Raw genomic sequence first — 25,084 nt, 5'->3', positions numbered from 1 at the left:
GATCAGCGTAAATGGAGGATGTGGAAAAACGATGCTTAGATCCATGATCACGGCTTCAAACACAATGTTTGAACTGCAAAAACAAATTGATAATATCAGCCATAATCTTGCAAATACCGATACAACGGGATATAAGGCGAAAAACACGAGCTTTTCGGAGCTGATCAGGCAGCAGATTGAACAGGTAAACGAGAAAAATAATGAAGTAGCGGCAAGCAGAAAGACGCCGCCCGGACTTCGGCTCGGCGTCGGAGCCGTCATGACCGACCGGCTGACACATAAACAGGGAAGCCTTAAGGAGACGGGCCGCGATCTTGATATCGCACTGACTTCTCCTTATCAGTACTTCCAGGTCAATGTCGACGGGGAAGTGCAATATACAAGAGACGGAGCATTTTACCTGACGCCTGCGGCTCGTAACGCCAACCAGATGCAGCTGGTGACGAAAGAAGGGCATGCCGTTCTTGACGAAAACGGAAACCCCATCAGTTTCAACCAGCGCTATAAACACATCAAAGTCGACGATTCGGGAAGTGTCACCGTTTCCTCAGACAATCAGGGTGAAGCGCCGTTGCGTTTTAACCTGGGAATCGTCCGGGCTGTCAAACCTCAGGCTCTAACGGAGGAAGGAAGCAATCTTTTTTCTGTCAGCGATGAATTGAGAGCAACTGCTCTTATCAATCTGAACGGAGCCGGGCGGCAGGACATTTCTCTAAAACAAGGATTCCTCGAATCATCAAATGTCGATGTATCGAAGGAAATGACCGACCTGATCTCTTCGCAGCGGTCTTATCAAATGAATTCCCGCGCCATCACGATGGGCGATCAAATGATGGGGCTGATCAATTCAGTTCGCTAGCACAGCAAAACAGAAGCCGGCCAAACGACGTTTGGTTCTGGCTTTTTTATTTTCATTTTCAGCGTTGTCTCTCATCTTTTGTTGAAAAAGATTCCGTTTCATAATATACTTCCAGATGTACAGAATAAGGCACTGACATATCATTCTATACATATTTTTCGAAAAAGGAGATGTCAAGGCAATGCTTGATGCTCAGCAAATTAAAGAAATTATTCCCCACCGCTATCCCTTTCTGCTTGTAGACCGTGTGACAGAAGTAGAGGAAGGAAAACGGGCAGCTGGTTATAAAAATGTGACAGTAAATGAAGAATTCTTTAACGGACACTTCCCGGATTATCCGGTGATGCCTGGCGTTTTGATTGTTGAAGCGCTTGCGCAAGTGGGTGCCGTGGCGCTTTTGATGAAGGAAGAAAACCGCGGAAGGCTCGCGTTTTTTGCGGGAATTGACAGCTGCCGCTTCAAAAAGCAGGTCAAACCGGGCGATCAGCTCCATCTTGAGCTTGAAGTGCTTCGTTTCCGCGGTTCCATCGGCAAAGGAAAAGGAGTCGCGAAAGTGGACGGAGAAGTGGTCTGTGAAGCCGAATTGATGTTTTCTCTTGGCGAAAAACAGGAATAATGTAAGCAGAATGGGTTTTCGTAAAAGCCCATTTTGTTTTTTTTCATCATAAAAGCGAAAAGGTGATCATACATGTGGAAAGAATTTAAAAGCTTTGCGATTCGGGGAAATGTAATCGATCTTGCAATCGGGGTCATCATAGGTGGTGCCTTTGGAAAAATCGTGACTTCGCTTGTCAATGATTTAATGATGCCGCTCCTCGGTCTTCTGCTAGGAGGCCTGGATTTTTCAGCGCTGTCGTTCACATTTGTTGATGCCGAAATTAAATACGGGCTGTTCATTCAGTCGATCGTCAATTTCTTTATTATTTCGTTTTCCATTTTTCTATTTATCCGTTATATCTCTAAGCTGAAGAAGAAGGATGCCGAAGAAGAAAAAGCTGCTCCTGATCCGCAGGAAGAATTGCTTAAGGAAATACGGGATTTGTTAAAAGAGCAGACGAAACGCTCTTAGAGCTATAGAGAAAAGGCTGTCCGACGAAGACAGCCTTTTCTATATATTTTGTTTAAATGCTTCAAGAAGCCGGTCTCCGGAATATCCTTCTTTCATTAAATCTTCCAAAATCTTGTCGGAGCCTTTCCTCAGCTTTGAGCTGACCATTTTGCCGTCCAATAAGACGGAAACATGCTCGCCTAGTACCGTGATCTTTTTGACCTTCGCTAACAGCTGTGCGGGGCGGTTGCTTTTTTTCGTGATCGTTACATATGTTTTCACTTCTTTGCCTTCCTGAAGGAGGTATTCGAAAAAATACCGGTATTCTTTCGAAACCAGCCCCTCAACCATCCAGTGGTTTTCTCCGTCTTCTTTATTAATGATAAGGCCGTCGATCAGCGGGAACTCCTCGAGCCGCTTTGAAGTTTCATCCTGGCGGACAATTTTTAAATCGATAAGCCTAAAGGTTTTCACTAGTATCACCTCACAAGCTTCCATAGTTGTATAACCATTATAGCACATTCGCTTGGAAGAACTCTTGACCCTGGTTTGTTTATGCAATAGTAGCATATTCGTATTTTAAATTTTGCAAAAAGTATTTTATAATGCTTTATTTTTATTTATACTTTAGGTGATATTGAGCAGGAGGTGACTTATGAACCATTTTTACTTAAAAGAAGTATTTGTGATCGCAAGCAATCCAGCTGCTGACTGCCGTCAATATATGCCTATGATTTGCTTTTCAGCCGGGAACAAAAAGCACGAAATCAGCACGTATGCCAATGAAGGCATCGTGTTTCGCTATGAAACAAAAGACAGAATGGAAATATACGAATTTCAAGTAACGATTAAACAGAAAGAGTTGTCATTCCGTTTGTATGCTTGGGACGGGGGCTCATATGTCCGCGTATACTCAGAGCGGTGGCTGGCATCTCCTGTTTTTTTTCAGTTTCTGAAAAATACGTATTTCTCAAATAACAATGAGATGATTTTTTTAATTAATGGCAGAAAGAAACAAAAATTATGACGTGAACCCGGGTTTTTTCCGGGTTATTTTTCTTTTATGATGATTTTGCTTAAATACCGATCTCTTATAAACTGGGGATACCCGAACAGGAAGGGAGGGACGAAATGTTTAATGAGATCATGCTGGTCGGGCGTTTGACTAAAGATCCCGAACTTCGGTACACATCTGACGGTGTCCCTGTTGCAAATGTGACGCTGGCTATCAGCAGGTCTTTCAAAAATGCAGCAGGCGAAATTGAAGCGGACTTTGTCAATTGCACCCTCTGGCGCAAAACTGCCGTGAACACAGCCGAATATTGCGAAAAAGGCTCCATCATCGGGCTGAGCGGAAGAATCCAGACTCGCCAATACGTCAATTCAGAAGGCGAACGCGTCTTTATTACAGAAGTTGTCGCACGGTCAGTCAGGTTTTTGGGAGAAAGCCGAAAAGCGCATGAGCCGGCGGAAGCTTAAACCGTAAAATTCCTTCTATAATCACCTTTCTTTAAAAAGAATCAATCAATATCCCCTATTTTATCCCCCTGTATGACCGGTTTTGAATGACCGGTTTTTTTATTTTAGACAAAAAATAGACAAATTTAAATTGACGCCCAAAAATTCCGTATGTATAATGTAAGCGAATACAACAACAAATGATCAATGTTTGCACAAATGTGCAAAGGTAAAGGGTGATCTTATGGAAATGAAGGATGATAAACGCCTTCTGATCAAAGTCTGCAAAATGTACTACGAAGAGGATATGACACAGAGCCAGATTGCAAACGCAACAGGGATATACAGAACAACCGTCGGACGCATGCTGAAAAAAGCGCGCGAGGAAGGAATCGTTAAAATCACGATCGATGACCATATCGGGACACACTATGATTTGGAACGGGAGCTCGAACAGCTGCTCGGGCTTAAAGAAGTGTACATATGCGACGCAAAACCGGAACAAACAGCTGAAGACAAGAAGAAACTCGTCGGCAAAGCCGGTGCCGAAATCTTAAAACGCGTCGTGAAAGACGGAGATACGGTAGGCTTCGCATGGGGGACGACGATGGCGGGAATGATCGGGGAGTTTCACGGCGTCAAAAAACGGAGCGCTTCATTTGTGCCGCTTGTCGGCGGTCCGGGCGCCATGGATACGAAATATCACGTGAACAGCATCGTCTACAGCATTGCCGGTGACTTTGGAGGCACGCCCTACTTTATAGACGCGGCAGCCGTTGCTGAAAAAAAAGAAACGAAAGAGGAAATCGTCAAGTCCCACTATTTCAAAAAAATAGAAGGTCTGTGGAACCGCCTTACCGTGGCAGCCGTCGGGATCGGAGCGCCGCTTAGTTCTTCAAATATGATCTGGACCGGATTTTACGGCGATCAGGATATCGAGCGCCTTGAAGAAAAACAGGCGGTCGGAGATATATGCTCGCGTTTCTTTGATCGTTCGGGTGCATTGGTAGAAACAGAGATTCATGACAGAACCATCGCGATAGACATCAACCGGTTAAAGAATTTGGAGTATTCCATCGGTCTTGCCGAATCCCATGAAAAAGTCCCTTCTATTATCGGGGCTGCAAAAGGCCGCTATATTAATATTTTGGTGACAACTGCCGAAACAGCCAGAGAAATTGCCGAGGAGGTAAGAAACCAATTATGATCATTTACTTTATCATCGCCCTTGGAGCTGCATGGCTTCTCCAAAGCGTTTTTGGTTTTTTGCAAATCAGGCACTTCAACCGAACATTCGCCGCATACAGACGTATGGGAAGAGTCGCGGTCGGAAGGAAGACCGGCTTATTCAGAGCCGGAACTGTCGTCCTGTTTGTCATTGACAAGCGCAATAAAATTTTGAAGGCGTCAAAAATGCAAGGTGTCACCGTCTTTTCAAGAATCAGGCCTTTAAAAGGGTTTGAAGGAAAGTATTTGCTGAAGATCGGACAAGCGGAGCTTGCCCGGCACGACCGCCTCACACGGCTCGCAATTGAAGATGCCTTGAGAACATTCGACATCATCACGAAAGGGGGTGATGTCCCGCAGAAGAAAACACGGCTTCAAAAACTGATGAGCTTTCAAATCAAAAAAAGAGGTGAATTATGAAAAACGTAACATGGCTTGCGGAAAAGTTTATGGACTTATTCAGACATGGCGGAGAAGTGTTTGTCAGTATGCTTACAGACATTGTTCCTTTATTGATAATGCTGCTTGTCGCCATGAATGCCCTCATACGCCTGATAGGAGAAAAGCGCGTTGAAGCGCTCGCGAGAAAGTCGGGAAAAAATCCATTAACGAGATACATGGTTTTGCCTGTCATTGGTACGTTCATGCTTGCAAATCCAATGACGCTGTCGCTTGGCAGGTTCTTGCCTGAAAAATACAAACCGAGCTATTATGCGGCTGCATCCTATTCCTGTCATACGCATAACGGACTTTTCCCGCACGTGAATCCGGGCGAGCTGTTTGTTTTCCTCGGGATTGCCGCAGGAATTACGACGCTGGGGCATGAAACGACCGAGCTCGCTCTCCGCTATCTTCTGGTCGGGATTGTGACAAACTTTCTCAGGGGCTGGGTAACGGATATGACAACGGCTTATGTCGCGAAACAGCAGGGCATAGCCTTGAAAGATTCGATTGATCTTAAATAAGAAAGGCGGTTTACAGATGAGTTCCTATCGTTCGGTTGAAGTTTCAAAAGGGCCGGGAGGGTTTGGCGGGCCTCTGGTGATCACGCCTGATGAAGAGAGAAATAAAATCGTGTACGTCACCGGCGGAAACAAACCCGATTTTGCGGATCATTTAGCTGAGCTGACGGGGTGCACCCTGGTCGACGGTTTTAAAACGACAGTACCCGAAAGCGAAATGGCCGCTGTGATCATCGACTGCGGAGGGACGCTGCGCTGCGGTCTTTACCCGCAAAAGCGAATTCCGACGATCAATGTGATGGCGACCGGAAAAAGCGGGCCGCTTGCCGCCCATATTACAGAAGATATATATGTTTCCGGAGTAAAAAAAGAGAATATTAAACTGCTGGGAGCTGTGGAGGAGCCTGAACAGTCTAATATTCCAGAAGAAAAACAAATGCAAAATAAACAAAACCATTATAGCACAGAGAAAAAAATTAGTGAACAGCAGTCGCCGAAAGGGATGATGGCGACAATCGGGATGGCCATGGGATCGGTTGTCAGCACGTTTTATCAAGCGGGACGGGAAGCAATTGAAACCGTTATCAAAACAATTCTTCCGTTCATGGCTTTTGTGGCTCTGTTGATCGGCATCATTAAAGAGTCTGGCATCGGAGACATTTTTGCCAAATATTTATCACCATTTGCAGGGTCACTGCCCGGATTGCTATTAATCTCGCTTGTTTGTTCATTTCCGCTGCTTTCCCCGTTCCTAGGACCTGGGGCGGTGATTGCACAAGTTGTCGGTTCGCTGATCGGTGTCGAGATCGGCAAAGGAAACATTCCGCCGAATTTGGCGTTGCCGGCGTTATTTGCGATCAATTCGCAAGCGGCTGCCGACTTTGTTCCAGTCGGTCTGGGCCTTGCGGAAGCGGAAGTCGAAACGGTTGAAGTCGGGGTGCCGTCGGTGCTGTATTCGCGTTTTCTGACGGGGGCGCCAACCGTTTTCATTGCTTGGCTGGCCAGCTTTGGCATGTATGACAGCTGAGGTTTTCTTAAGGAGGGAGAATGATGGTCATGCTGTATGAAACAAAAATAAACAAAATCGGAGCTCAAGCAACGGCATTTTCAGATGAAAAGATGCTCATCTTATTTGGCGAAGGTGCTCCGGATGAATTGAAAGATTATTGTTTATCAATTGATATAAATCCTGTAGAAGGCGACTTCAATGAAGGCGATGAGCTCATACTGGGCGGCGAGTCCTACAAAATCACAGCCGTTGGCGGCGCCGTTCGGCAGAACCTGGCGAATCTCGGGCATATTACGCTGAAATTTGACGGATCGGCTTCAGCCGAGCTGCCGGGAACGCTGTACCTTGAACGAAAAGAACAACTGCCGGAGGTTTCAGCAGGAGACTGTATTCAAGTTAAAAGATTCTCATAAGGAGCGGGTGCAATATGGAGATGAATAAAGGAAAAGTGGCATTGATATGCGGCGGCGGCCAAAGTCTCGGAGAAGCGCTGTCCTACCGTATGGCAGAGGCGGGATATGACATCGCGGTCGCAGACATCAACGGCGAGAACGCCGAAAGGACGGCTGAACATGCAGCCGATCAATACGGGGTCAAATCGCTGTGGATTCAAGCGGATTTTACAAAGGAAGCCGATGTGGAAAAAATGATCGGCAGGGTCACGGAGGAATTCAATAAAATCGATGTGATGGTATATAGTGCGGGAATCGCCAAAAGCAATAAGATCACAGATTTTGAGCTTGAAGACTGGGAACGGACAATCGAAGTCAATTTGACCGGGTATTTTCTTTGCGCGAGGGAAACGTCGAAGGTCATGATTGAGCAGGGAAGCGGGTCAATCATTCAAATTAACTCCAAATCGGGAAAAGTCGGCAGCAAACATAATACAGCTTATTCAGCTTCCAAATTTGGAGGCGTCGGTCTCACTCAAAGCCTAGCGCTTGATCTTGCCGAACATAACATTCGCGTGAACAGCATTATGCCGGGGAATTTGTTAAAATCGCCGATGTTCCAAAGCTTGATCCCGCAATACGCGAAAAAGCTCGGCATTCCGGAGAGCGAAGTTGAGCGCGTGTACACCGAAAAAGTGCCGCTCGGACGGGGCTGTACGTATGATGACATCGCCAATGCCATCCTATTTTACGCTTCTGACCAGGCATCCTATATGACGGGTCAATCGATCAATGTAACCGGAGGGCAGGTCATGCATTAAAATACGAGGGGGAAGCGATGATGAACATGCTGATTGATTCAGCGCATATACCGGAGATTGAAAGATTGCTGGATTCATTTCCCGCTGGCGGCGTCACAACAAACCCGGCGCTGATCGCGAGGGAAAAGCAACCCTTTAAACAGCAGATTCAAGATATTCGGCGGCTCCTTCCCGAGCATCTGTCTCTCCATGCCCAGGTGATCGCCGACCAATGGCGGGATATGGTCGATCAGGCGAAGGCGCTCTATAACTGGCTGGATGGAAACGTGTCGGTGAAAATTCCGGTGACGGCTCAAGGACTTTACGCGATCAGAAAGCTTGCGGCTGAAAACATCCAGACCACAGGGACAACGGTTTATACCGCTGCACAGGCTGTACTGGCGGCAAAAGCCGGCGCCTCCTATGTCGCGCCGTATGTCAATCGTATTGATCAAGAGTATGGTAATGGGGCGGGCGTTGTCAAAACGATTGTCGGCTTATTGAACACATACCGTTTAAATTGCAAAGTGCTTGCGGCAAGCTTTAAACATAACCGTCAAATTCTTGCCGTCATGGAAGCGGGAAGCCATGAGGCGACAATCAGCCCTGAACTTTTAAGCCATTCGGCTGATCATCCGGCTGCAGACCGTGATATCCATGCGTTTCGTGAAATTTGGCACTCTCAATATGGAACATTTTCAATTTAGCGTGCGAGCCTGAGGGCCGGGAAACCGGACTCAGGCTTTATTTTTACTTATAATTACTTATGTGTTCTTGATTTATTCGGTTAAATAACTTATAATCACTTATAAATAATGAATTTTACTTGGGTAAAGAAGGAATGATCGAGTGTATCAAGAGGAAAGGTTAATTTCCATCATCGACTATTTAAAAGAGCGTAAACGAATTTCCGTTGAACAAATATGTTCTTTATTCGGAGTTTCAAGAGATACGGCAAGGCGGGATCTGGTCAAACTGCAGGAGCAAGGCGCTATTATCAGGACAAGGGGCGGGGCGATTCTGCCTACCGTTCATGATGAGGTCAAAGACTATTCGGGCAGGCTGGGCATGGTTTCCGAAGAGAAAAGCATGATCGGAAAAGCAGCCGCTTCTTTAATCAGAGAAGGCGACCATATGATTTTGGATGCTTCCACGACAGTCCAATCGTGCGCCGAGCATTTGGCGGATGTCAATTGCACGATCATCACCAATTCGATTAACCTTGCGGATGTTCTTTCCTCAAGAAAAGGTGCTGATATCCACCTGCTTGGAGGGAAGCTTCAAAAAGAGCACCGCTTTTTGTACGGCGCCTCCGTCATTGAAAAGCTGTCATACTATCATGTTGATAAAGCGCTGATCGGCGTGGTGGGGATTTCCGAACACGGGCTTACAATCGCCCATGAGGAGGATGGCATGGTGAAACGGAAAATGATTTCCCAAGCGAAACAAGTCATAGCGCTTGCCGACCATTCGAAAATCGGGAGAACGGATTTTTACCGGTATGCTGAACTCAGTGACATCGACCTTCTCATTACAGACCGGCTGCCGCCGAAACCGTTTCAGAAACTGCTTGATGAACATGATGTGGAGCTGCTCGTGGCTGAACATCACGATACTTAAGGGGGAAAACAGCAGATGAAAATGATTGCGGTCGATTTAGACGGGACTTTGTTAAACAGTGAAAGCAAGATCTCAAATGAAAACATCGATGCGATTAAAAAAGCGCGGGAACACGGGATTGAAGTAGTGGTTGCCACGGGGAGAGCATCCTTTGATGTGCAAGCGATTTTTGAGCCGACAAGTATTAAAACATGGATTATCAGTGCCAACGGAGCGGTAATTCATGATCCTGAAGGCCGCCTTTACCACTCGGTGCCGCTTGACCGGAAACGGGCGGAAGGAATTCTTCAATGGCTTGAAGAAAAGAATTACTATTATGAGGTATTCAGCGATGAAGCGATCTTCACGCCGCAAAACGGCCGCGAGCTGCTTGACATTGAGCTGGACCGCTTGAAAAGCGCAAATCCGGGGGCCGATCTTTCAAGGCTGGAACTCGCGGCTGAACAGCAGCTCAGCCAAAACGGATATGCGTACATCAGCTCCTATACCGACCTGTTTTTAGCGGGAAAAGATGTCAATGTATATAACATATTAGCTTTTTCTTTTCATAAAGAAAAACTGGAAACGGGATGGCAGCGATTTAAAGATGCGCAAGATATTACGCTTGTCACATCAGCCGAGCATAACTTTGAAATTGAGCATCTACAGGCGTCAAAAGGGCTGGCGTTGGAAAAGCTTTCACGCAAACTCGGCATCTCCCTTCAGGAAACAGCTGCCGTCGGAGACAGCCTCAATGATTTTTCGATGCTGAAGATCGCGGGGAAAAGCTTTGCCATGGGCAATGCGCGCGAAGACATTAAAGAGATGGCTGATGAGGTGACGCTCACTAATGATGAAAATGGCGTCGCTCACATCCTGAATCAGCTGATTGAACAGCAAGTCAAACCGGTTTAATTCGTACATCCTTTCAAATCGGCGTGATGCCGGTACACGGCAGCGTAACGATTGAAGGAGTGCGGTTAAGCAGCGGATGTTATTGATCCGCGGGCCGCCGACAATGTCGGCGGCCTTTATTAATGTGGTTGACCCGGCGATTATGACTTTTGATTCATTGTTGGCAATGGTTAATTTTGTTACTATTTAACTATTGATTGTATTTGAAATGAAGAGTCACCTGATCAAAAGGAGAATGACAAAAATGAAAAAGCCGTTTCAATTACCCGAAAAAATGGCCCGATACCGCGGGCAATTCGAACAATCAGCGCGGGATTTTTTGAAGCTTGACACGACAAAAGGAAAAACAGGCCGGTATGAAAGTAAACTGGCCGGCGATCCTTATTTTCCAAAGTCTGAACAGTATCCTGTCGATTCGCAGGGAAAGCCGATGAAACTGCTTGCGCAACTTAATTTTTCAGATATGCCCCGCCTTGAGAATTTCCCGGAATCCGGTATTCTGCTTTTTTTTATCTCTGTCAGTGATGATGTTTACGGATTGAATTTTGATCATCCGTGTGAACAGTCGAGTTTTTGCATCAAGTATTTTGAGAATGTCATCGAAAATGAAGACGAGCTTGTCGACGATTTTTCGTTTGTGAAGCTTGAGGATGAGCTGGCCTTTCCGATTGGATGCGAAGCCTCACTCATACCTGACATAGGGTCTGAACTTGTCTCTGCATCCGACTTTCAATTTGAGCGATACGCGGGAACAGATGCTTGGACATTCTTTGAGCAATTCGGCGATCAAGAGGAAACGGTGTTCGAAGAATACCATGAAATGTACGGCGGCTTCTCCCATAAGATCGGGGGCTACGCAGCCTTCACGCAAGATGACCCGCGGGAAGGCGATTTTCCGGATCATACCGTTCTGCTATTGCAAATTGATTCTGATGAGGACATTGATGCGATGTGGGGAGATGTCGGGATTGCCAATTTTTTTATAAGGCCTGATGATTTAAAGAATAAGGACTTTTCAAACGTATTGTATAATTGGGACTGTCATTAACACAAAAAACAGCTGTCTATAGCAGACAGCTGTTTTATTTAACCCGTAATAGCCGAAGCGTTCAGGGTAAATAGCTCCTCGAGTTCATGCTCGGAAAGCTCGGTGATCCAATTTTCGCTTTGGATGATTTGATCGTTGAGCGATTGCTTCGATTCGAGCATGTGGTCGATTTTTTCTTCAATTGTGCCGGTGGTGATCAGTTTATGAACGTGGACAAACCGTTTCTGTCCAATTCTGTAGGCTCGGTCTGTCGCCTGATTTTCAACCGCGGGATTCCACCATCTGTCATAATGGATGACGTGATTGGCGGCCGTCAAATTGAGGCCTGTGCCCCCGGCTTTTAATGATAAGATCAGAATCGGAAATTCCTTGTTCTGAAACTGCTCCACCATTTTGTCCCGTTCTAGCTTGGATAAACTGCCGTTCAGAAACTTGACCGGTTTGCCGAAAGACTTTTCGAGCAGGCGCTTCATCATATCTCCCATCCCGAGATATTGGGTGAAAATCAGGCAGCTTTCATCGCTTTCGCGAATCGTCTTCGTCAGCTCAAGCAGTTTTTCGAGCTTAACTGACCTTCCGTTCAGGAGCTCGCTCCCGGTCTCTTTTAAGTAAAGGGCAGGATGGCCGCAGATTTGTTTAAGCTTGCCGAGCATGCTTAAGATGAGAGCTTTACGCTGCATTCCGGCGAGGCTTGACATATGTTCAAACGTATCTTTGACAAGCTGTTCATATAGTGAAGCCTGTTCTGCGGAGAGCGGGATGAACTCTTTTTCTTCCTGTTTTTCAGGCAGGTTGAGCGCGACTTCCTTGTCCTGCTTTGTCCGTCTTAATAAAAACGGTTTGATCAGCTGCTGGAGCTGTTCGATCCGTTTTTCGTCGCGATCTTTTTCAATCGGCAGGACAAAACGCTTATGGAAGCTGCCAAGGCTTCCGAGATAGCCTTTGTTCATGAAATCGTAGATCGACCACAGCTCCGTCAGGCGGTTTTCCATCGGAGTCCCGCTGAGCGCGATATGATGGAGGCCTTTCAGTTTTCTGATTGAACGGGATTGTTTCGTGTGCGCATTTTTAATATTTTGGGCTTCGTCAAGGCAGATGCAGTTCCAGGCGACGCTGCTGAGATCGTCAAAGTCGGATTGGGCGAGGCCGTATGACGTCAAGACGATATCCGCATCTTTGTAACATTCCTGAAACGCTTCACCTTTAGGGCGTTTTGGCCCGTAATGGAGCGCCGCCGTCAGGCCGGGCGCGAAGGTCTCGAGTTCGCGCTGCCAGTTCCCGAGGACGGAAGTCGGCGCAATGATGAGGGACGGCGTTTGTTGTCCCTGTTCTTTTAAATAGGCGAAATAGGCGATCATCTGGATGGTTTTTCCGAGCCCCATATCGTCTGCCAGGCAGGCGCCGAAGCCGCAGTTTCTGAGAAAGATCAGCCAGTTCAAACCGTCTTCCTGATAAGCCCTGAGCGTTCCGTCAAAATATTTGCTGACCGGGTATGACGGGAGATCATCGCGCTGGCTCAGCTTTCTGATCATGTTTTTCAGCTGATAGGACAGTTCAAACCGCACATCGCTGAATGCGGAACCATCGAACAGATCATCATCTTCGCGGGTTTCGCTCCGCTCCGTCAGCTCGCGCGCCAGGATGTCAGACATATGAAGCCCCTCTGTTTCTGCTCGCTCCATCAGCTTTTTCATTTGTTTAATAAAATTCGGATCGATTTTAATCCACTGTCCGCGTATGTTGACAAGCCGTCTTTTATTGGCGACAAGCTGCTCGAATTCTTCTTCTGTAAGTTCGATTCCGTTCGTAGCAAAACGCCAGTTGAAGTCCATCAATGCATTCATTCCGACAAAAGACTCGCCGCGGGGAGCCGATGACACTTTCGCTTTCAGGAGCATGTTGCTGTCTCTGACGATTTGCCACCATGACGGCAGCAAAATTTCAATCCCCATGCTGACAAGAGTTTCGCTTGCTTCGGAGAGGAAGATCCATGCTTCCTCTTCCGTTAAAAGCGTTGTCCCCGAGTCGATCGTCAGCCACGGCACGATTTGGCGGAATCTGTCTTGTTCGCGGGCGATTTTATCAGCGTATGCCTGCCACGATTTTTTCAGCCTGTTCAAGCCTTCAAAGAACTGAATGGCGCCGCTTTTTTTGTCGCGCAAAAACAGTTCGATTTTCCAATCGTCTCCGTCAAAGTCAGGTTCATTTAAGCGGAGTCCGACAGTAAACGGCACAGGGTTTTCATGCCAGCCGATCGTTTCGAGAAAATCGTCTTCATCGAGAAAGTGTCCCTGAAATGTGGTGACGGCGGGAGAATGTGCGACAATCGATTCCCATTTTGCTTTTAACTCGTCATTGTAGTTGATGTAGTCTTCGACAGCGTGTGAAAACCATTCAGCTGTATAGCCTTCCAAAATCCCTTCTTTATCTTTCCAGCGCAGCACCTCTTGCTTCCATGCTTCATAGTCGGGAAGGAAGTCTTCATCTGCGATAAACTCATAAATGGTGGAAGCCGTTTTCATTAAAGGTTCGGTTTCCTCGGTGAGGATGATGTCGCTGTATGAATTAAATGAGTTTTTGCCGAGAAATTCGACCGCCATCCACGGGGACAGCAGAACCGCCGGAGTATCTAAACCGGCATCTTCGAGAAACGTTCCGTAGAAAGACGATTCGTGCCACTGAAACAAATGCCTTTCCATTTCATTTCGCGTGAGAAACTGATGATCCTCGTCATGACAAGATAAAATGAATGTATAGTCTTCTGATTGTTCGACATGTATCACGATTTCCTTAAGACTCGCCATCGATCAACTTTCCTTTCTTAAGCTCCTCCTGGAAGGCTCTCAGCCGTTTATAGCGGGCTGAAAACTGCTCTATAAACCGGTTCCAGACATCCTGTTTTTTCGATTTTTTATAAAGGGTGCGCAGCTTTTTTAATTGTTTGACGGCTTCTTTGTAGCTTGAGCGGTTTTTTTGTTCAACCAGCCCGGAAATTTCTCTGTGATAGGAAGGAATCAATGCTTCAGGAGCCGCTGCTGCAATATCTTTCAAGGCGTTCTGCCCGATCTCAGAGATTGAAAAACCGACAAGGCTGTGGATCTCCATCCACTCCGTAAAGCGGTTTTTGTTATATAAAAAATGGCTGTATTCAGTAAACGTATAAGGAAGGCACTTTTTGCAATACCGTTCATATACATGCTCTTCTTTTGCGTTTTTGCTGTAATCGCTCAGAAACAGGAAGAATTCGCTTAAAACATCGCGTATTTCCCGGTACGGCTTATCCAGTCTGCAGAAGCCGGCTGCAAGCTGCTCAAAGTGTTCATACCATTTTTTCAGGCGCTTCCAGTCTTTTTTGGCGGTCATGACGCTGAGCCATTGAAATGTATAAGGAAGAATCTCAGGTGAAAACGATCCGGCTTGATCAAGAATCACATCGTCGTTTTTCAGCAGAAATTCAAGATGCAGCCTGCCGAATTGTATTTCAGGCGACGGCTCCATATCGTTGAGCACATCGAGTTCCCGCTTCAGCCAGGTTGGACGGGACAGAAGCGCGCTCCAGATTTCCCCGAAAATCCGCAGCCTTTCATACTGAAAAATGTCTTTCTTGAGCAGCAGTTCCCGAATCACGCCGGGGGTTTTTTCTAAAAACGGGTCAAGGGAGAACGATAGCGCATATGTTTTCAGTTCATCGATCGAGCTGTAGATCGTATCCATCAGCTGTTCGATATAAGGATTCAGCGAGTAAAAATCCTTTTCAGGATCGATACGCCCTTTCTCGACGAGCGAATGCATGGCAAGCCATGTCGCAAGAGCCGCGTGGATTTGATACATTTTTTTCAGCTCCGGCTCCGCAGGCGTCCGCTTTTTTAAAGCTGAAAAATAACCGTAGTAAAGGTATTGCATCGTTTGCTGGTTTTTAGGCGTATGCTCTTCCCATCGTCTGAACTCCGTTTTGAAAAACGATGTCCATTGATCGAGCGTATGGCTGCGGGGCTTCATTCCGCGCTGAAGCTGTCCGAGAATATCACTGTTTTCACGGCGTTTTTGCGCTTCTTTCCAAAACTCCGTAAACGTTCCCAATCGATCATATTGTGCATACAGATATAAGTAAACGGCAAGCACATGCCGGCAGATGTTTTGAGCAGGGCAGGAACAGCTGCTTTTTTTAACGTCGTCGAGGTCGATGAAGACCTTCACCGGGACCACATCCTGAACGTAAGCGCTGACCGTATGCCCGCTCATCGGCTTGACCCGATAGACGGAATCCTGTCTGTATAAAATAAGGGCTTTTTTCATGAGCTGAATGTTATCTTCTGTGCACGGCAGTACATGCTTAAACTGTTCAGCTGCATCCATCACAACCGTTTTTGAAATCATGTCTTGAAGCATGTCTATCGCTCCTAACCGAATGGCTTTTAAAAAGTTTCCAATCTCTCTATTATAGCTTAATCAATCCGTCCAAAAAAGATTTTCTCAGGAAAAGGACATAAAAACGGATGGCTGTCGAATAATGTAATAGACTATGGCAAATTGATTCTTTACATCATATAATTTGAAATATAATCAGAAATGTTTTAATTTATGGAAGCTGAAAGGAAAAGGATATGGATGACAAGGAATTGAATCAGGAAGAATTTTTGAGAATTCTTATGCATGCGTATGACGTTGGTGAAAAATCAAAAGACATAACGACGAAAGAACTTCTTGAAGATCTCATTCTTCATATCAAAAATGGATATACGACGTAAAAGGTGTGCAAACCGCGGTTTGCACACTTTTTCGTTCAGCAAAAAGCGCGCAGGTCCTGCAAAAGTCGATATTTAATACCATATAAAGACGCGATTTCCCCGGTATCTCCCGTTATTTGTCAGGATTCATTTCTTTCGGATACGAAATAACCATGTATAATCAAAGGGAGGTGTTTAATGTGCTGAAAATTTAAATAAATATACGAATCCTAAAGGGAGGCTTTTATGAGAGATCATATCGGCTTTAAAGATGTGTTCATCATTTTGAAAAAAAGATTCGTTCTGATCGCACTGATCACCAGTGCGGCCGCTCTGTCCAGTGCGGCCGTCAGCTTTTATTGGCTTACACCCATCTACCAGGCATCCGCCCAAATCCTCATCAACGGCCGTCAAACGTCGAACTTCACCGATATTCAGACCAACCTTGAGCTTATCAACACTTACAACGTCATTATGAAAAGCCCGATCATCTTAAATAAGGTTAAAGACGAACTTAACCTTCCGGAAACGGCTGAAGACCTGAAGGAAAAAATTACGGTTATCAGCGAAAATGAATCACAGATTGTCAGTATCTCCGCGACTGACAAGGATTATTCCAAGGCGGCGGACATCGCGAACACGGTCGTCGCCGTATTCCAAAGGGACATTGACGGTATTATGGGTGAAAATACCGAAGTCAGCCTTGTTGCGAAGGCCACCCCCGAACATTCGCCTGCTCCCGTCAGCCCGAACAAGAAATTCAACATCGCTGTTTCTACAGGATTCGGCCTGCTGTTTGGCGCAGGGCTTGCATTTTTACTCGAGCTTTTGAAAAATACCATTCGAAATGAAGAAGACATCGAAAAAGAGCTGAGCATTCACGTGTTGGGAAATATTCTGTATGTGAAACCGAAAAAAGGACAAGCCCGGAAGCTGGAAAGCTTTGTCGGCAAAGACCATACGTTCTAAAACGGGAAAACACGGGGAGGTCGCCTATGATCGATATTCATTGCCACATTCTTGCGGACATTGATGATGGAGCAGCATGTATGAATGACAGTATAGAAATGGCTAAACAAGCCTTCCGCCAAGGGATTCATACGATTATCGCCACACCTCACCACCGAAACGGTGTATACGAACACCAAAAAGAGGCCATCCTTGCAGCTGTTTCGGGTTTAAAGACGCGGGTGCAAAAGGAAAACATCCCGGTGCTCATTGCTCCTGGACAGGAAATCCGCCTGTACGGCGAATTGAAGCGCGATCTTGAGCGCGGCAGACTGCTCAGTCTCGCCGGCACAAAGTATTTGCTGATTGAACTTCCTTACCACCATGTTCCGCGGTATGCCGAAAAGCTGCTGTTCGATCTTCAGTTAAATGGTTACATTCCGGTTATCGCACACCCTGAGCGGAACCTTGAATTGATGGAGAATCCGGATCTGCTGTACCGCCTTGTCAAAAACGGAGCGTGCGTCCAGCTGACATGTTCAAGTCTTGCCGGCCGCTTTGGCAGAAGTGTCAAACGGCTCGCCCGCCGCTTTCTTGAAGCAAACCTCGTCCACTTTATCGCATCAGACGCCCACAACCTCACGAGCCGATCTTTCTTTTTTGATGCAGTGGAAAACGATTACGGCCGCGATTTTTTGAACGTGTTTACAGAAAACGCGGGTCTGCTCCTGGAAAACCGGGAGATTCATAAAGATACACCGCGTCCCGTTAAAAAGAAAAAGCTGATGGGCCTGCTGTGAAAGTTATTCACAAAAGCCCGTCAGCCAAAATGTCAGCGCCGGTTATGCGGCGCTGATTTTTTATATCATCCGTTAGAAGCGGCCGGAACATCCCTTTCTACAAGAGCGGAATGACAAGCCCGCCGTAAGCGAAAGCGGCCACGATCAGGAAAGCCGGATGGACGCGGAACTTCGTCAAGGCCACCAAAGAGATCAGCGCGATGACAAGTGATTGAACGAAGCCGATCGACTGGATTGCGTCACCGCCGATTTCCCACGTCAAAAGAAGCATCATCATGGCGATAACCGGCTGAACCGACAAGGTCATTCCTTTGACGATTGGCGACTGGCGGTAGCGGCCGATCAGCTTGAGCAGCAAAACGAGCGCGATGGCCGAAGGCAGTACAGTTGCGGCAAGAGCAATGAAAACACCGGGCCATCCGAGCACACTGTAGCCGACATAAGCGGCGATTTTTGTCGCGATCGGCCCCGGCAGCGCGTTTGCGAGCGCAAGCATATTTGAAAATTCCTCTTTTGACAGCCAGTGAAAATGCTGAACAACTTCTTCAAAATTAAGCGGAATTGAAGCCGGACCGCCCCCGTAGCCCAATAAATTTGCAATAAAGAAAGCCCAAAACAAGTAAAAGATGATCATGAAGCGGACACTCCCTTATCCTTTTCCCGGGCCGTTTTTCTTTTTAATTTAAAGTGGAACGCGCCATACGTTAAAAACAGGATGACAATGATGCCGGGATGGATCGAAAACACTTGAAGACCCAAAAACGCAAGAATAAAGAAAAGCACGCCGGCAAGCAAGCCGAAGCCTTTCAATGCTTTTTGCCCAAATTCGTAAGCCATGATGCCGAGCATGACGGCGATGACAGGGGTAACAGCGCCGATCATGCCGCTTACGATTTTGGAGTGGCTGAGCACATTAACGGCTGCGAACAAGGCGGCCATCGCAGCGCACGTCGGCAAGATATGAGCCGCTGTGGCCACGACAGCGCCCGGAACACCTTTCACTTTATGACCTAAATATGCCGACATTTTTGTCGCGATTGGTCCGGGCAGCGCATTGGCAATCGCCAAAATTTCCCCGAATTCATCATCATCGATCCATTTGAACTTCGAAACGGCTTCATGACGGATCAGCGGGATAACGGACGGTCCGCCGCCAAATCCCAATATCCCCGTTCTTGTCATTGCGATGATCAGTTCCCGGTAAGGGTGCTTCATTTCGCGTTTCCTCCTATTCAGTTAAAGCTTCATTCCCATTCGGCTCTTATATCGTTTAATCAGCATCTGGCAGTCGACGCTCACAACGCCTTTCAGAGGGTACAGGCGCTTCGTCAAAAATTCCTCCATCTCCTGATCATTTGCGAAAATGCCGTGCATATGCAGTTTGCTCGGCCCTGTCATATGATAGAGGCTTGTCACGGCGGGCTCTCTTTCCAAAGCAACGGCAACAGCCTCTAAATATTGGGGTTCGACTTCAACATTGAAAAACACCGATACGTGAATCCCGACCTTGACCGGATTGATGACGGCTGTGAATTTTTCGATGATGCCTTCTTCAATCAAGTTGTTGATCCGCGTCTGTACGGCAACTCTTGAAAGTCCCACGCGTTTTCCTAAATCGGTATAAGAGATTCTTCCTTCCTCATGCAAGATCGAAAGGATTTTTTTATCCGTTTCATCAAGAATTAAATTTGGCATATGGTAGTCGAGGCTCACAAATGTCCCTTCCTTTCTGTTTGGTCATTATCATGCGAAATTGCTTGTCAATCGCATTAAAAATGAACATTTTGTAAATTGTATCATAACACGGGTTTCGATATGAATCATTTTAACGTTTTTTTAATACTTATTGAAAAAAGGGTGTTAGTTTTTCTCCCCTGAAAGTAGCACCTCTTTAAACGGGCCACTATACTTCAAAGACAAATGGATGCTTGAAAGAAAGAAAGGGAGCTATGGAGAAGCTGAAGATCGGTTCGAAACAAATGGTTGTCAGTCCTCATTATCTCGCTTCGCTTGCAGGGAACAGCATCATGGAGAAGGGAGGAAACGCGTTTGACGCGGCTGTGGCAGTAAGCGCGTGCCTTGCTGTTGTCTATCCGCATATGACAGGACTCGGAGGGGATGCTTTTTGGCTGATGTATCACAATGGAAGCGGTGAGATCAAAGGATACAATGGCAGCGGGCGGTCGGGGCGGAAAGCGGACCGGAATCAGTATAAAGGAGAGCGCGCCATTCCGGTCAGGGACATGAGCAGTGCGATTACCGTGCCGGGGATGGCGGACAGCTGGGCCGAAATACTGGCGGCATACGGCCGTTTATCGCTTCGGGAGGTGTTGAAGCCGGCGATCATGTATGCAGAAAAGGGTTTCCCGGTCTCGCCTGATCAATGTCAAAACACGGTGAAAAACGCCGAGTGGCTTTCCGGTATGCCGATCACTGCAGATATTTATCTTCCGGGAGGAAACCCGCCTTCTCCAGGTGAGCGCTTTGTGCAAAAAGAGCTAGCGCGCACTTTGGCGATGATCGCTGAGAAAGGAAGAGACGTCTTTTATAAAGGGGAAATTGCCCAAGCTTCAGCAGCCTATCTGCAAAACAACGGAGGCATCTTGACCCTGGAAGATTTCGAGCGGCATAAAGGGGAATGGGTGTCACCGCTTTCCTCTACATACAGAGGATATGCGATCTATCAAATGCCTCCGAATTCACAAGGATTTACCGGTCTTATGGCATTAAATATTTTGGAAAACTACGACTTTGGCATGATCGAGCACGGTTCTTTCGAGTATTATCATCTGCTCATCGAAGCATTGAAATTAAGTATTTCCGATAGCAATAAAGTATTGACTGACCCGGAATTTTCCCAAATACCGCTGGGGCGCCTGCTTGACAAAGGGTATGCGCGGGAGCTGGCCGCAAAAATCGGACTGCTGGCTCTTCAGGCACAGAGCCGGCCGCACGGTGGTGATACGGCTTATGCTGCAGCAGTAGATGAAGACGGGAATGCTGTTTCGTTTATTCAAAGTTTGTATTTCGAATTCGGCTCAGGTGTGACAGCTGGAGATACCGGCGTCATTTTGCAGAACAGAGGGTCGTTTTTCTCGCTTGACCCCGGCCATGTCAATACACTGGAGCCGGGAAAAAGAACGTTTCATACGCTGATGCCCGCCATGGCGTTCAAAGGCGGCAAGCCGAAATTTCTTTACGGAACGCAGGGGGGAGAAGGACAGCCGCAGACGCAGACGGCTCTTATCACGAGAATGATAGATTACGGGATGGATCCGCAAACCGCCGTTCATGAACCGAGATGGGTGTGGGGCAGAACATGGGGAGAACGGGTGGAAGGTGTAAGAATAGAAAGCAGAGTGGCGCCCGAAGTGATTGAAAAACTGCGAAAGCATGGGCATCATGTATCCATTGTCAGCGACTTTGACGGTGTGATGGGTCATGCCGGCATCATTGAGATTGATGATCAAGGTTTCCTGAGAGGGGGAAGCGATCCGAGAAGTGACGGGGCGGCAATCGGCAGTTAACTCCGTTTTCAAAACGCGCATTCGTCAATATGAGAAAAAAACCCCGTGAACAAGGAGGATTTGTCCACGGGGTTTTTTCTATCCGGCTATGAGTATTGATCCGAGATTTCGGTGAAATGCTTAAGCGCCGGATTGCGGTTGTCTTTTCGATGTGCGGTAATCCATTCTGCGCGAAGGGGAAAGTCTTCGATTTCTTTGTATACAACATCGAGGTTAAATAATCGTTTAGCCGCTGTAGGCACGACGGCGATTCCCATTCCGGCTGTCACGAGGCCGATCACCATTTGGTATTCTGTAGCTTCCTGGGCGATGTTGGGGATAAACCCGGCTTTTTCACACAAGAAATTAAATTCCGTGTATAAAGAGGGCCACGCTTCTTTGGCTATGACAATCAGCGATTCGTCTTCAAGATCTTTCAAATGTACCCGGGGTTTTTCTGTCAGCGGGTGGTGTTTCGGAAGTGCAAGGACACAGTGGCTTTTCTTCACCGTGTATGACTTCAGTTCATCGTTTCCCAACGGGGGATGCAGCACCCCGATGTCAATGTGTCCGTTTAGCAGTGCATCGACCTGATTGGGGGTTGAAAGCTCCCGAAGATCAATCTGCACGGACGGGTACCGGTTTCGGTATTCCCTGATGATGGGAGGCATGATCTCGTATGTTGCGGAGCCGACAAAGCCGATCACGAGTCTGCCCAGCTCCCCGCGGGCCGTCCGCTGAGCCATGTCGACGGCTTGATCAATCTGGGAAAGCCCTTCCTTGATTTGTTTTAAAAAGACCCCGCCTGCCGTCGTCAGCCTGACGGCTCTTTTTGACCTCTTCAGCAAGGTGACGCCTATTTCACTTTCTAGCTGTTTAATCTGCTGGCTGAGCGGAGGCTGAGTCATGTTCAGCCGAAGAGCTGCTTTTCCGAAATGCAGTTCTTCGGCAACAACCATAAAATAACGAAGATGGCGCAGCTCCATTATTCACTCATTCCTTTCTGAATGCGATTTCAGTCGTTTTACATATTAATTGTAAGACAAAGAAGTATTGGAAAACAATTTCCACAAGATGTATATTTAATAATACAATAATTTTATTAAAAATTCATTGTAAACGAATGAAAATGGAGGAGTGAGGGCTTTGAAAAATGTAGCCGCTAAAAATGAAACTCTTACTGTAAGAGGAGCAGAGCTTGTGGTGGATAGTCTCATTCAGCAAGGTGTCACTCATGTTTTCGGTATTCCGGGAGCGAAAATCGATGCGGTGTATGACGTATTGAAAGACAAGGGGCCTGAACTGATTGTTTGTCGTCACGAGCAGAATGCAGCATTTATGGCGGCGGCAGTCGGACGATTGACTGGAAAGCCCGGTGTTTGCCTGGTGACTTCGGGTCCGGGAGCGTCTAATTTAGCGACCGGTCTTGTAACAGCCAATACAGAAGGAGATCCGGTTGTTGCCCTGGCGGGTGCTGTAAAAAGAGCGGATCGTCTCAAAAGAACTCATCAATCGATGGATAATGCGGCGTTGTTTCAGCCGATTACAAAATATAGCGCAGAAGTGGAAGATGCGAACAACATCCCTGAGGCTGTAACCAATGCATTCAGAGCGGCAGCTTCCGGACAGGCCGGGGCAGCGTTTCTCAGCTTTCCCCAGGACGTTACGGCCGGTCTGGCAACTGCCAAGCCGGTGAAAACCATGCCGGCGCCGAAGCTGGGCGCGGCTCCGGATGAACTGATCAGCGCGGCTATCGCCAAAATTCACAATGCGAACCTTCCCGTCGTGCTTGTAGGGATGAAAGGCGGAAGACCTGAAGCGATTGAAGCGGTACGCCGTCTGCTGAGAAAAGTGAAACTGCCGTTTGTTGAAACATACCAAGCAGCGGGTACGCTGTCTCACGATTTGGAAGACCAGTACTTCGGCCGGATCGGATTATTCCGCAATCAGCCCGGAGATATTTTGTTGGAAAAAGCGGATCTCGTTTTGACGGTCGGCTATGATCCGATTGAATACGACCCCGTCTTTTGGAATGGAAAAGGCGAGCGCAGCGTGATTCATCTTGATGAAATACAAGCCGATATCGATCATGACTATCAGCCTGAAATTGAGCTGATCGGCGATATCGCAGAGACGTTAAACCATATTGAACATGATTCTTTGCCGGTTTCCATCGATGAGTCATTTGCACCTGTGCTTGATTATTTGAAAAAAGCGCTGGAGGAGCAGAGCGAGCCGCCTAAAGAAACAAAAACAGATCTTGTTCATCCGCTGCAAATCGTTCGCGATTTGCGTGATTTGCTGAGTGATGACATCACAGTTACTTGTGACATCGGCTCCCATGCGATTTGGATGTCGAGATATTTCCGCACCTATCGCCCGCATGGACTGCTGATTTCCAACGGCATGCAGACGCTGGGCGTTGCTTTGCCGTGGGCGATCGCAGCAGCGCTGGTCAATCCGGGACAGAAAGTCGTGTCTGTTTCCGGAGACGGGGGCTTCCTGTTCTCCGCGATGGAGCTTGAGACAGCGGTCAGATTGAAAGCGCCGATCGTTCACATTGTCTGGAATGACAGCACATACGATATGGTTGCGTTCCAGCAGGAGATGAAATACAAGCGGACGTCAGGAGTCGACTTCGGCGGAATCGATATTGTAAAATATGCTGAAAGCTTTGGAGCAAAAGGTTTAAGGGTCAATTCGCCAGACGAATTGGCAGAGGTGCTTAAAGCTGGTCTTGATGCAGAGGGCCCGGTTGTCATTGATATTCCGGTTGATTACAGCGACAACGTTCATTTGGCTGATCAGCGTTTTCCAAAAAACTTTGAGGATCATTTTAATAAACAAGCCTCTAAGCAATCTTGATCACAGCAAGTTCAGTCATAACAAATTAAAATCAAGGGAGTGAAAAGAGGAAAATGAAAAGTGCAAGCAAACAAAAAGTGGTTCAGCCCGTTGACAAGAACCTCGACCAGGTCTTTCAGGTCTCAACGATGATATCGTTATTGGACGGGATTTATGACGGGGATTTTTACATGTCTGAAGCAAAGGATCACGGAGACTTCGGAATTGGAACATTCAACCGGCTCGACGGTGAGCTGATCGGCTTTGACGGTGAGTTTTACCGTCTTCGTTCCGATGGCAAAGCCTATCCTGTTCAAGGAAGCGATTGTTCTCCGTTTTGCTCGCTCGCTTTCTTCCGGCCGGATATTTATCACGAAATCAAGCAGCGGATGCCGCTTAAGGCGTTCGAGGAAGAAATGAAACGGATCATGCCGAGTGAAAACCTGTTTTACGCGATCCGCATGGACGGAACCTTTAAGAAAGTCAAAACGAGAACGGTTGAACTGCAGGAAAAACCGTACGTGCCGATGATCGATGCGGTAAAATCGCAGCCGATCTTTGATTTTAATGATATTAAAGGAACGATCGTCGGCTTTTGGACGCCGCAATATGCCAACGGAATCGCAGTTTCCGGCTTCCATCTTCACTTTATTGATGAAGACCGCAATGTCGGCGGACACGTTTTCGATTATGAAATCGAAGAATGCACGGTGCAAATTTCTCAAAAACTTAATATGAATCTCAGATTGCCGAATACGCAAGATTTCTTTAGAGCGGATCTCAATAAACATGATCTTGCAGCCGGAATTGAAGCGGCCGAAGGCAATCCCGAGTAAATGAAAAAGCCCCCTCTTTGAAAAGGGGGCTTTCAGATTGTCGACAAAGCCATAAAAAGTGGCTTGATCGACAAGCTTTTTTTGTTAAAATGTGAGTGAAATCTAG

28 protein-coding genes are annotated in these 25,084 nt (G+C 47.0%); 21 read left to right on the top strand and 7 right to left on the bottom strand.

All coding sequences use genetic code 11. The features are described from left to right. Positions 1-31 precede the first annotated feature (31 nt). The 3 genes from QMZ64_RS16920 (at position 32) to mscL (ending at position 1,928) form a co-directional block, all read left to right on the top strand. Positions 32-859 carry a flagellar hook-basal body protein gene (locus tag QMZ64_RS16920; RefSeq protein ID WP_265625453.1) on the top strand — a complete coding sequence of 276 codons (828 nt, stop codon included), beginning with the start codon at positions 32-34 and terminating at the stop codon, positions 857-859. Positions 860-1,040: 181 nt separating this feature from the next. Further along, positions 1,041-1,475, top strand: a complete 435-nt coding sequence (gene fabZ, locus QMZ64_RS16915) for a 3-hydroxyacyl-ACP dehydratase FabZ (RefSeq protein ID WP_003185902.1) — start codon at positions 1,041-1,043, stop codon at positions 1,473-1,475. A 72-nt stretch (positions 1,476-1,547) separates the two neighbouring features. Continuing rightward, complete coding sequence (gene mscL / locus QMZ64_RS16910; protein WP_020453207.1) at positions 1,548-1,928, top strand: large conductance mechanosensitive channel protein MscL; 381 nt, start codon at positions 1,548-1,550, stop codon at positions 1,926-1,928. Between the two features lie 39 nt (positions 1,929-1,967). Here mscL and QMZ64_RS16905 read toward each other — a convergent pair whose 3' ends face one another. After that, positions 1,968-2,381, bottom strand: coding sequence for a YwpF-like family protein (locus tag QMZ64_RS16905; RefSeq protein WP_020453206.1), 414 nt, complete (start codon positions 2,379-2,381; stop codon positions 1,968-1,970). A gap of 181 nt (positions 2,382-2,562) precedes the next feature. On the opposite strand from QMZ64_RS16905, the gene QMZ64_RS16900 reads away from it, so the two are divergent. The 12 genes from QMZ64_RS16900 to QMZ64_RS16845 all read left to right on the top strand — a co-directional run bounded on the left by QMZ64_RS16900 (position 2,563) and on the right by QMZ64_RS16845 (position 11,317). After that, positions 2,563-2,934 carry a hypothetical protein gene (locus QMZ64_RS16900; protein WP_020453205.1) on the top strand — a complete coding sequence of 124 codons (372 nt, stop codon included), beginning with the start codon at positions 2,563-2,565 and terminating at the stop codon, positions 2,932-2,934. 104 nt (positions 2,935-3,038) lie between these two features. Then, on the top strand, positions 3,039-3,386 hold the full coding sequence (gene ssb / locus QMZ64_RS16895; protein WP_265625454.1) for a single-stranded DNA-binding protein: 348 nt from the start codon (positions 3,039-3,041) through the stop codon (positions 3,384-3,386). A gap of 223 nt (positions 3,387-3,609) precedes the next feature. Further along, on the top strand, positions 3,610-4,572 hold the full coding sequence (locus tag QMZ64_RS16890) for a sugar-binding transcriptional regulator (RefSeq protein WP_301441490.1): 963 nt from the start codon (positions 3,610-3,612) through the stop codon (positions 4,570-4,572). Further along, positions 4,569-5,012: a transcriptional regulator GutM gene (locus tag QMZ64_RS16885; protein WP_152846338.1), complete on the top strand. Its 444-nt coding sequence runs from the start codon at positions 4,569-4,571 to the stop codon at positions 5,010-5,012. The genes QMZ64_RS16890 and QMZ64_RS16885 overlap by 4 nt, the downstream gene beginning before the upstream one ends. Then, positions 5,009-5,557, top strand: a complete 549-nt coding sequence (gene srlA, locus QMZ64_RS16880) for a PTS glucitol/sorbitol transporter subunit IIC (RefSeq protein ID WP_043925087.1) — start codon at positions 5,009-5,011, stop codon at positions 5,555-5,557. The genes QMZ64_RS16885 and srlA overlap by 4 nt, the downstream gene beginning before the upstream one ends. Before the next feature lie 16 nt (positions 5,558-5,573). Then, positions 5,574-6,581: a PTS glucitol/sorbitol transporter subunit IIB gene (gene srlE, locus QMZ64_RS16875; RefSeq protein ID WP_165428273.1), complete on the top strand. Its 1,008-nt coding sequence runs from the start codon at positions 5,574-5,576 to the stop codon at positions 6,579-6,581. 23 nt (positions 6,582-6,604) lie between these two features. Beyond that, positions 6,605-6,976, top strand: coding sequence for a PTS glucitol/sorbitol transporter subunit IIA (locus QMZ64_RS16870; RefSeq protein ID WP_243941828.1), 372 nt, complete (start codon positions 6,605-6,607; stop codon positions 6,974-6,976). Between the two features lie 14 nt (positions 6,977-6,990). Beyond that, a complete protein-coding gene (gene srlD, locus QMZ64_RS16865; RefSeq protein ID WP_265625455.1) occupies positions 6,991-7,776 on the top strand; it encodes a sorbitol-6-phosphate dehydrogenase in 786 nt (261 codons plus the stop codon). A gap of 17 nt (positions 7,777-7,793) precedes the next feature. After that, positions 7,794-8,462 carry a transaldolase family protein gene (locus QMZ64_RS16860; RefSeq protein WP_301441489.1) on the top strand — a complete coding sequence of 223 codons (669 nt, stop codon included), beginning with the start codon at positions 7,794-7,796 and terminating at the stop codon, positions 8,460-8,462. A gap of 142 nt (positions 8,463-8,604) precedes the next feature. Next, complete coding sequence (locus tag QMZ64_RS16855) at positions 8,605-9,375, top strand: transcriptional regulator GlcR (RefSeq protein WP_265625457.1); 771 nt, start codon at positions 8,605-8,607, stop codon at positions 9,373-9,375. Positions 9,376-9,390: 15 nt separating this feature from the next. Further along, complete coding sequence (locus QMZ64_RS16850; protein WP_265625458.1) at positions 9,391-10,269, top strand: Cof-type HAD-IIB family hydrolase; 879 nt, start codon at positions 9,391-9,393, stop codon at positions 10,267-10,269. 244 nt (positions 10,270-10,513) lie between these two features. After that, complete coding sequence (locus QMZ64_RS16845; protein WP_265625459.1) at positions 10,514-11,317, top strand: YwqG family protein; 804 nt, start codon at positions 10,514-10,516, stop codon at positions 11,315-11,317. Positions 11,318-11,355: 38 nt separating this feature from the next. Here QMZ64_RS16845 and QMZ64_RS16840 read toward each other — a convergent pair whose 3' ends face one another. Further along, positions 11,356-14,121 (bottom strand): DEAD/DEAH box helicase, encoded by a 2,766-nt coding sequence (locus tag QMZ64_RS16840; protein ID WP_265625460.1) that lies wholly within the window; start codon positions 14,119-14,121, stop codon positions 11,356-11,358. After that, entirely contained in the window at positions 14,108-15,706 is a 1,599-nt protein-coding gene (locus tag QMZ64_RS16835; RefSeq protein ID WP_265625461.1) for an SWIM zinc finger family protein, read from the bottom strand. The genes QMZ64_RS16840 and QMZ64_RS16835 overlap by 14 nt, the downstream gene beginning before the upstream one ends. 215 nt (positions 15,707-15,921) lie before the next feature. Between QMZ64_RS16835 and QMZ64_RS16830 the strand changes: the two genes are divergently transcribed. From QMZ64_RS16830 to QMZ64_RS16820, 3 genes are all read left to right on the top strand, one after another. Then, on the top strand, positions 15,922-16,065 hold the full coding sequence (locus tag QMZ64_RS16830; RefSeq protein WP_003185866.1) for a YwzD family small protein: 144 nt from the start codon (positions 15,922-15,924) through the stop codon (positions 16,063-16,065). Positions 16,066-16,290: 225 nt separating this feature from the next. Continuing rightward, complete coding sequence (locus tag QMZ64_RS16825; protein ID WP_301441488.1) at positions 16,291-17,013, top strand: YveK family protein; 723 nt, start codon at positions 16,291-16,293, stop codon at positions 17,011-17,013. A 26-nt stretch (positions 17,014-17,039) separates the two neighbouring features. Then, complete coding sequence (locus QMZ64_RS16820; RefSeq protein WP_265625463.1) at positions 17,040-17,792, top strand: tyrosine-protein phosphatase; 753 nt, start codon at positions 17,040-17,042, stop codon at positions 17,790-17,792. A gap of 97 nt (positions 17,793-17,889) precedes the next feature. Here the strand turns inward: QMZ64_RS16820 and chrA are convergent, their stop codons facing one another. Genes chrA through chrS form a run of 3 tightly spaced genes read right to left on the bottom strand, consistent with a single transcriptional unit; the run spans position 17,890 to position 19,487 of the window. Then, positions 17,890-18,426 carry a chromate efflux transporter ChrA gene (gene chrA, locus QMZ64_RS16815; protein ID WP_265625464.1) on the bottom strand — a complete coding sequence of 179 codons (537 nt, stop codon included), beginning with the start codon at positions 18,424-18,426 and terminating at the stop codon, positions 17,890-17,892. Beyond that, positions 18,423-19,007 (bottom strand): chromate efflux transporter ChrB, encoded by a 585-nt coding sequence (gene chrB, locus QMZ64_RS16810; protein ID WP_065644240.1) that lies wholly within the window; start codon positions 19,005-19,007, stop codon positions 18,423-18,425. The genes chrA and chrB overlap by 4 nt, the downstream gene beginning before the upstream one ends. Before the next feature lie 21 nt (positions 19,008-19,028). Next, the gene (chrS, locus tag QMZ64_RS16805) at positions 19,029-19,487 is read right to left on the bottom strand and encodes a chromate efflux transcriptional regulator ChrS (protein WP_206761243.1); all 459 of its coding nucleotides are present in this window, start codon (positions 19,485-19,487) and stop codon (positions 19,029-19,031) included. A 254-nt stretch (positions 19,488-19,741) separates the two neighbouring features. Here chrS and ggt point away from each other — a divergent pair, with 254 nt between their 5' ends. Beyond that, positions 19,742-21,319, top strand: coding sequence for a gamma-glutamyltransferase (gene ggt / locus QMZ64_RS16800; RefSeq protein ID WP_265625465.1), 1,578 nt, complete (start codon positions 19,742-19,744; stop codon positions 21,317-21,319). Positions 21,320-21,405: 86 nt separating this feature from the next. Here ggt and alsR read toward each other — a convergent pair whose 3' ends face one another. After that, positions 21,406-22,284 carry an acetoin biosynthesis transcriptional regulator AlsR gene (gene alsR / locus QMZ64_RS16795; RefSeq protein ID WP_265625466.1) on the bottom strand — a complete coding sequence of 293 codons (879 nt, stop codon included), beginning with the start codon at positions 22,282-22,284 and terminating at the stop codon, positions 21,406-21,408. 160 nt (positions 22,285-22,444) lie between these two features. Here alsR and alsS point away from each other — a divergent pair, with 160 nt between their 5' ends. Together alsS and budA are read left to right on the top strand one after the other, a co-directional pair. Further along, on the top strand, positions 22,445-24,163 hold the full coding sequence (gene alsS, locus QMZ64_RS16790; protein WP_265625467.1) for an acetolactate synthase AlsS: 1,719 nt from the start codon (positions 22,445-22,447) through the stop codon (positions 24,161-24,163). Between the two features lie 53 nt (positions 24,164-24,216). Continuing rightward, positions 24,217-24,978, top strand: coding sequence for an acetolactate decarboxylase (gene budA, locus QMZ64_RS16785; protein ID WP_265625468.1), 762 nt, complete (start codon positions 24,217-24,219; stop codon positions 24,976-24,978). Positions 24,979-25,084: the final 106 nt, after the last annotated feature.

This window comes from Bacillus sp. LB7 (assembly GCF_030449715.1).
In the GTDB taxonomy this organism is placed as follows: domain Bacteria; phylum Bacillota; class Bacilli; order Bacillales; family Bacillaceae; genus Bacillus; species Bacillus paralicheniformis.
Note: the sequence above shows the minus strand (reverse complement) of the source record. Positions and strands in the feature narration are given on the sequence as shown.

Bases quoted from the DNA above. Each gene is read 5' to 3' on its own strand.
- QMZ64_RS16920 (WP_265625453.1), top strand. From the start codon at position 32: ATGCTTAGATCCATGATCACGGCTTCAAACACAATGTTTGAACTGCAA.
- fabZ (WP_003185902.1), top strand. From the start codon at position 1,041: ATGCTTGATGCTCAGCAAATTAAAGAAATTATTCCCCACCGCTATCCC.
- mscL (WP_020453207.1), top strand. From the start codon at position 1,548: ATGTGGAAAGAATTTAAAAGCTTTGCGATTCGGGGAAATGTAATCGAT.
- QMZ64_RS16900 (WP_020453205.1), top strand. From the start codon at position 2,563: ATGAACCATTTTTACTTAAAAGAAGTATTTGTGATCGCAAGCAATCCA.
- ssb (WP_265625454.1), top strand. From the start codon at position 3,039: ATGTTTAATGAGATCATGCTGGTCGGGCGTTTGACTAAAGATCCCGAA.
- QMZ64_RS16890 (WP_301441490.1), top strand. From the start codon at position 3,610: ATGGAAATGAAGGATGATAAACGCCTTCTGATCAAAGTCTGCAAAATG.
- QMZ64_RS16885 (WP_152846338.1), top strand. From the start codon at position 4,569: ATGATCATTTACTTTATCATCGCCCTTGGAGCTGCATGGCTTCTCCAA.
- srlA (WP_043925087.1), top strand. From the start codon at position 5,009: ATGAAAAACGTAACATGGCTTGCGGAAAAGTTTATGGACTTATTCAGA.
- srlE (WP_165428273.1), top strand. From the start codon at position 5,574: ATGAGTTCCTATCGTTCGGTTGAAGTTTCAAAAGGGCCGGGAGGGTTT.
- QMZ64_RS16870 (WP_243941828.1), top strand. From the start codon at position 6,605: ATGGTCATGCTGTATGAAACAAAAATAAACAAAATCGGAGCTCAAGCA.
- srlD (WP_265625455.1), top strand. From the start codon at position 6,991: ATGGAGATGAATAAAGGAAAAGTGGCATTGATATGCGGCGGCGGCCAA.
- QMZ64_RS16860 (WP_301441489.1), top strand. From the start codon at position 7,794: ATGATGAACATGCTGATTGATTCAGCGCATATACCGGAGATTGAAAGA.
- QMZ64_RS16850 (WP_265625458.1), top strand. From the start codon at position 9,391: ATGAAAATGATTGCGGTCGATTTAGACGGGACTTTGTTAAACAGTGAA.
- QMZ64_RS16845 (WP_265625459.1), top strand. From the start codon at position 10,514: ATGAAAAAGCCGTTTCAATTACCCGAAAAAATGGCCCGATACCGCGGG.
- QMZ64_RS16840 (WP_265625460.1), bottom strand. From the start codon at position 14,121: ATGGCGAGTCTTAAGGAAATCGTGATACATGTCGAACAATCAGAAGAC.
- QMZ64_RS16835 (WP_265625461.1), bottom strand. From the start codon at position 15,706: ATGCTTCAAGACATGATTTCAAAAACGGTTGTGATGGATGCAGCTGAA.
- QMZ64_RS16830 (WP_003185866.1), top strand. From the start codon at position 15,922: ATGGATGACAAGGAATTGAATCAGGAAGAATTTTTGAGAATTCTTATG.
- QMZ64_RS16825 (WP_301441488.1), top strand. From the start codon at position 16,291: ATGAGAGATCATATCGGCTTTAAAGATGTGTTCATCATTTTGAAAAAA.
- QMZ64_RS16820 (WP_265625463.1), top strand. From the start codon at position 17,040: ATGATCGATATTCATTGCCACATTCTTGCGGACATTGATGATGGAGCA.
- chrA (WP_265625464.1), bottom strand. From the start codon at position 18,426: ATGATCATCTTTTACTTGTTTTGGGCTTTCTTTATTGCAAATTTATTG.
- chrB (WP_065644240.1), bottom strand. From the start codon at position 19,007: ATGAAGCACCCTTACCGGGAACTGATCATCGCAATGACAAGAACGGGG.
- chrS (WP_206761243.1), bottom strand. From the start codon at position 19,487: ATGCCAAATTTAATTCTTGATGAAACGGATAAAAAAATCCTTTCGATC.
- ggt (WP_265625465.1), top strand. From the start codon at position 19,742: ATGGAGAAGCTGAAGATCGGTTCGAAACAAATGGTTGTCAGTCCTCAT.
- alsR (WP_265625466.1), bottom strand. From the start codon at position 22,284: ATGGAGCTGCGCCATCTTCGTTATTTTATGGTTGTTGCCGAAGAACTG.
- budA (WP_265625468.1), top strand. From the start codon at position 24,217: ATGAAAAGTGCAAGCAAACAAAAAGTGGTTCAGCCCGTTGACAAGAAC.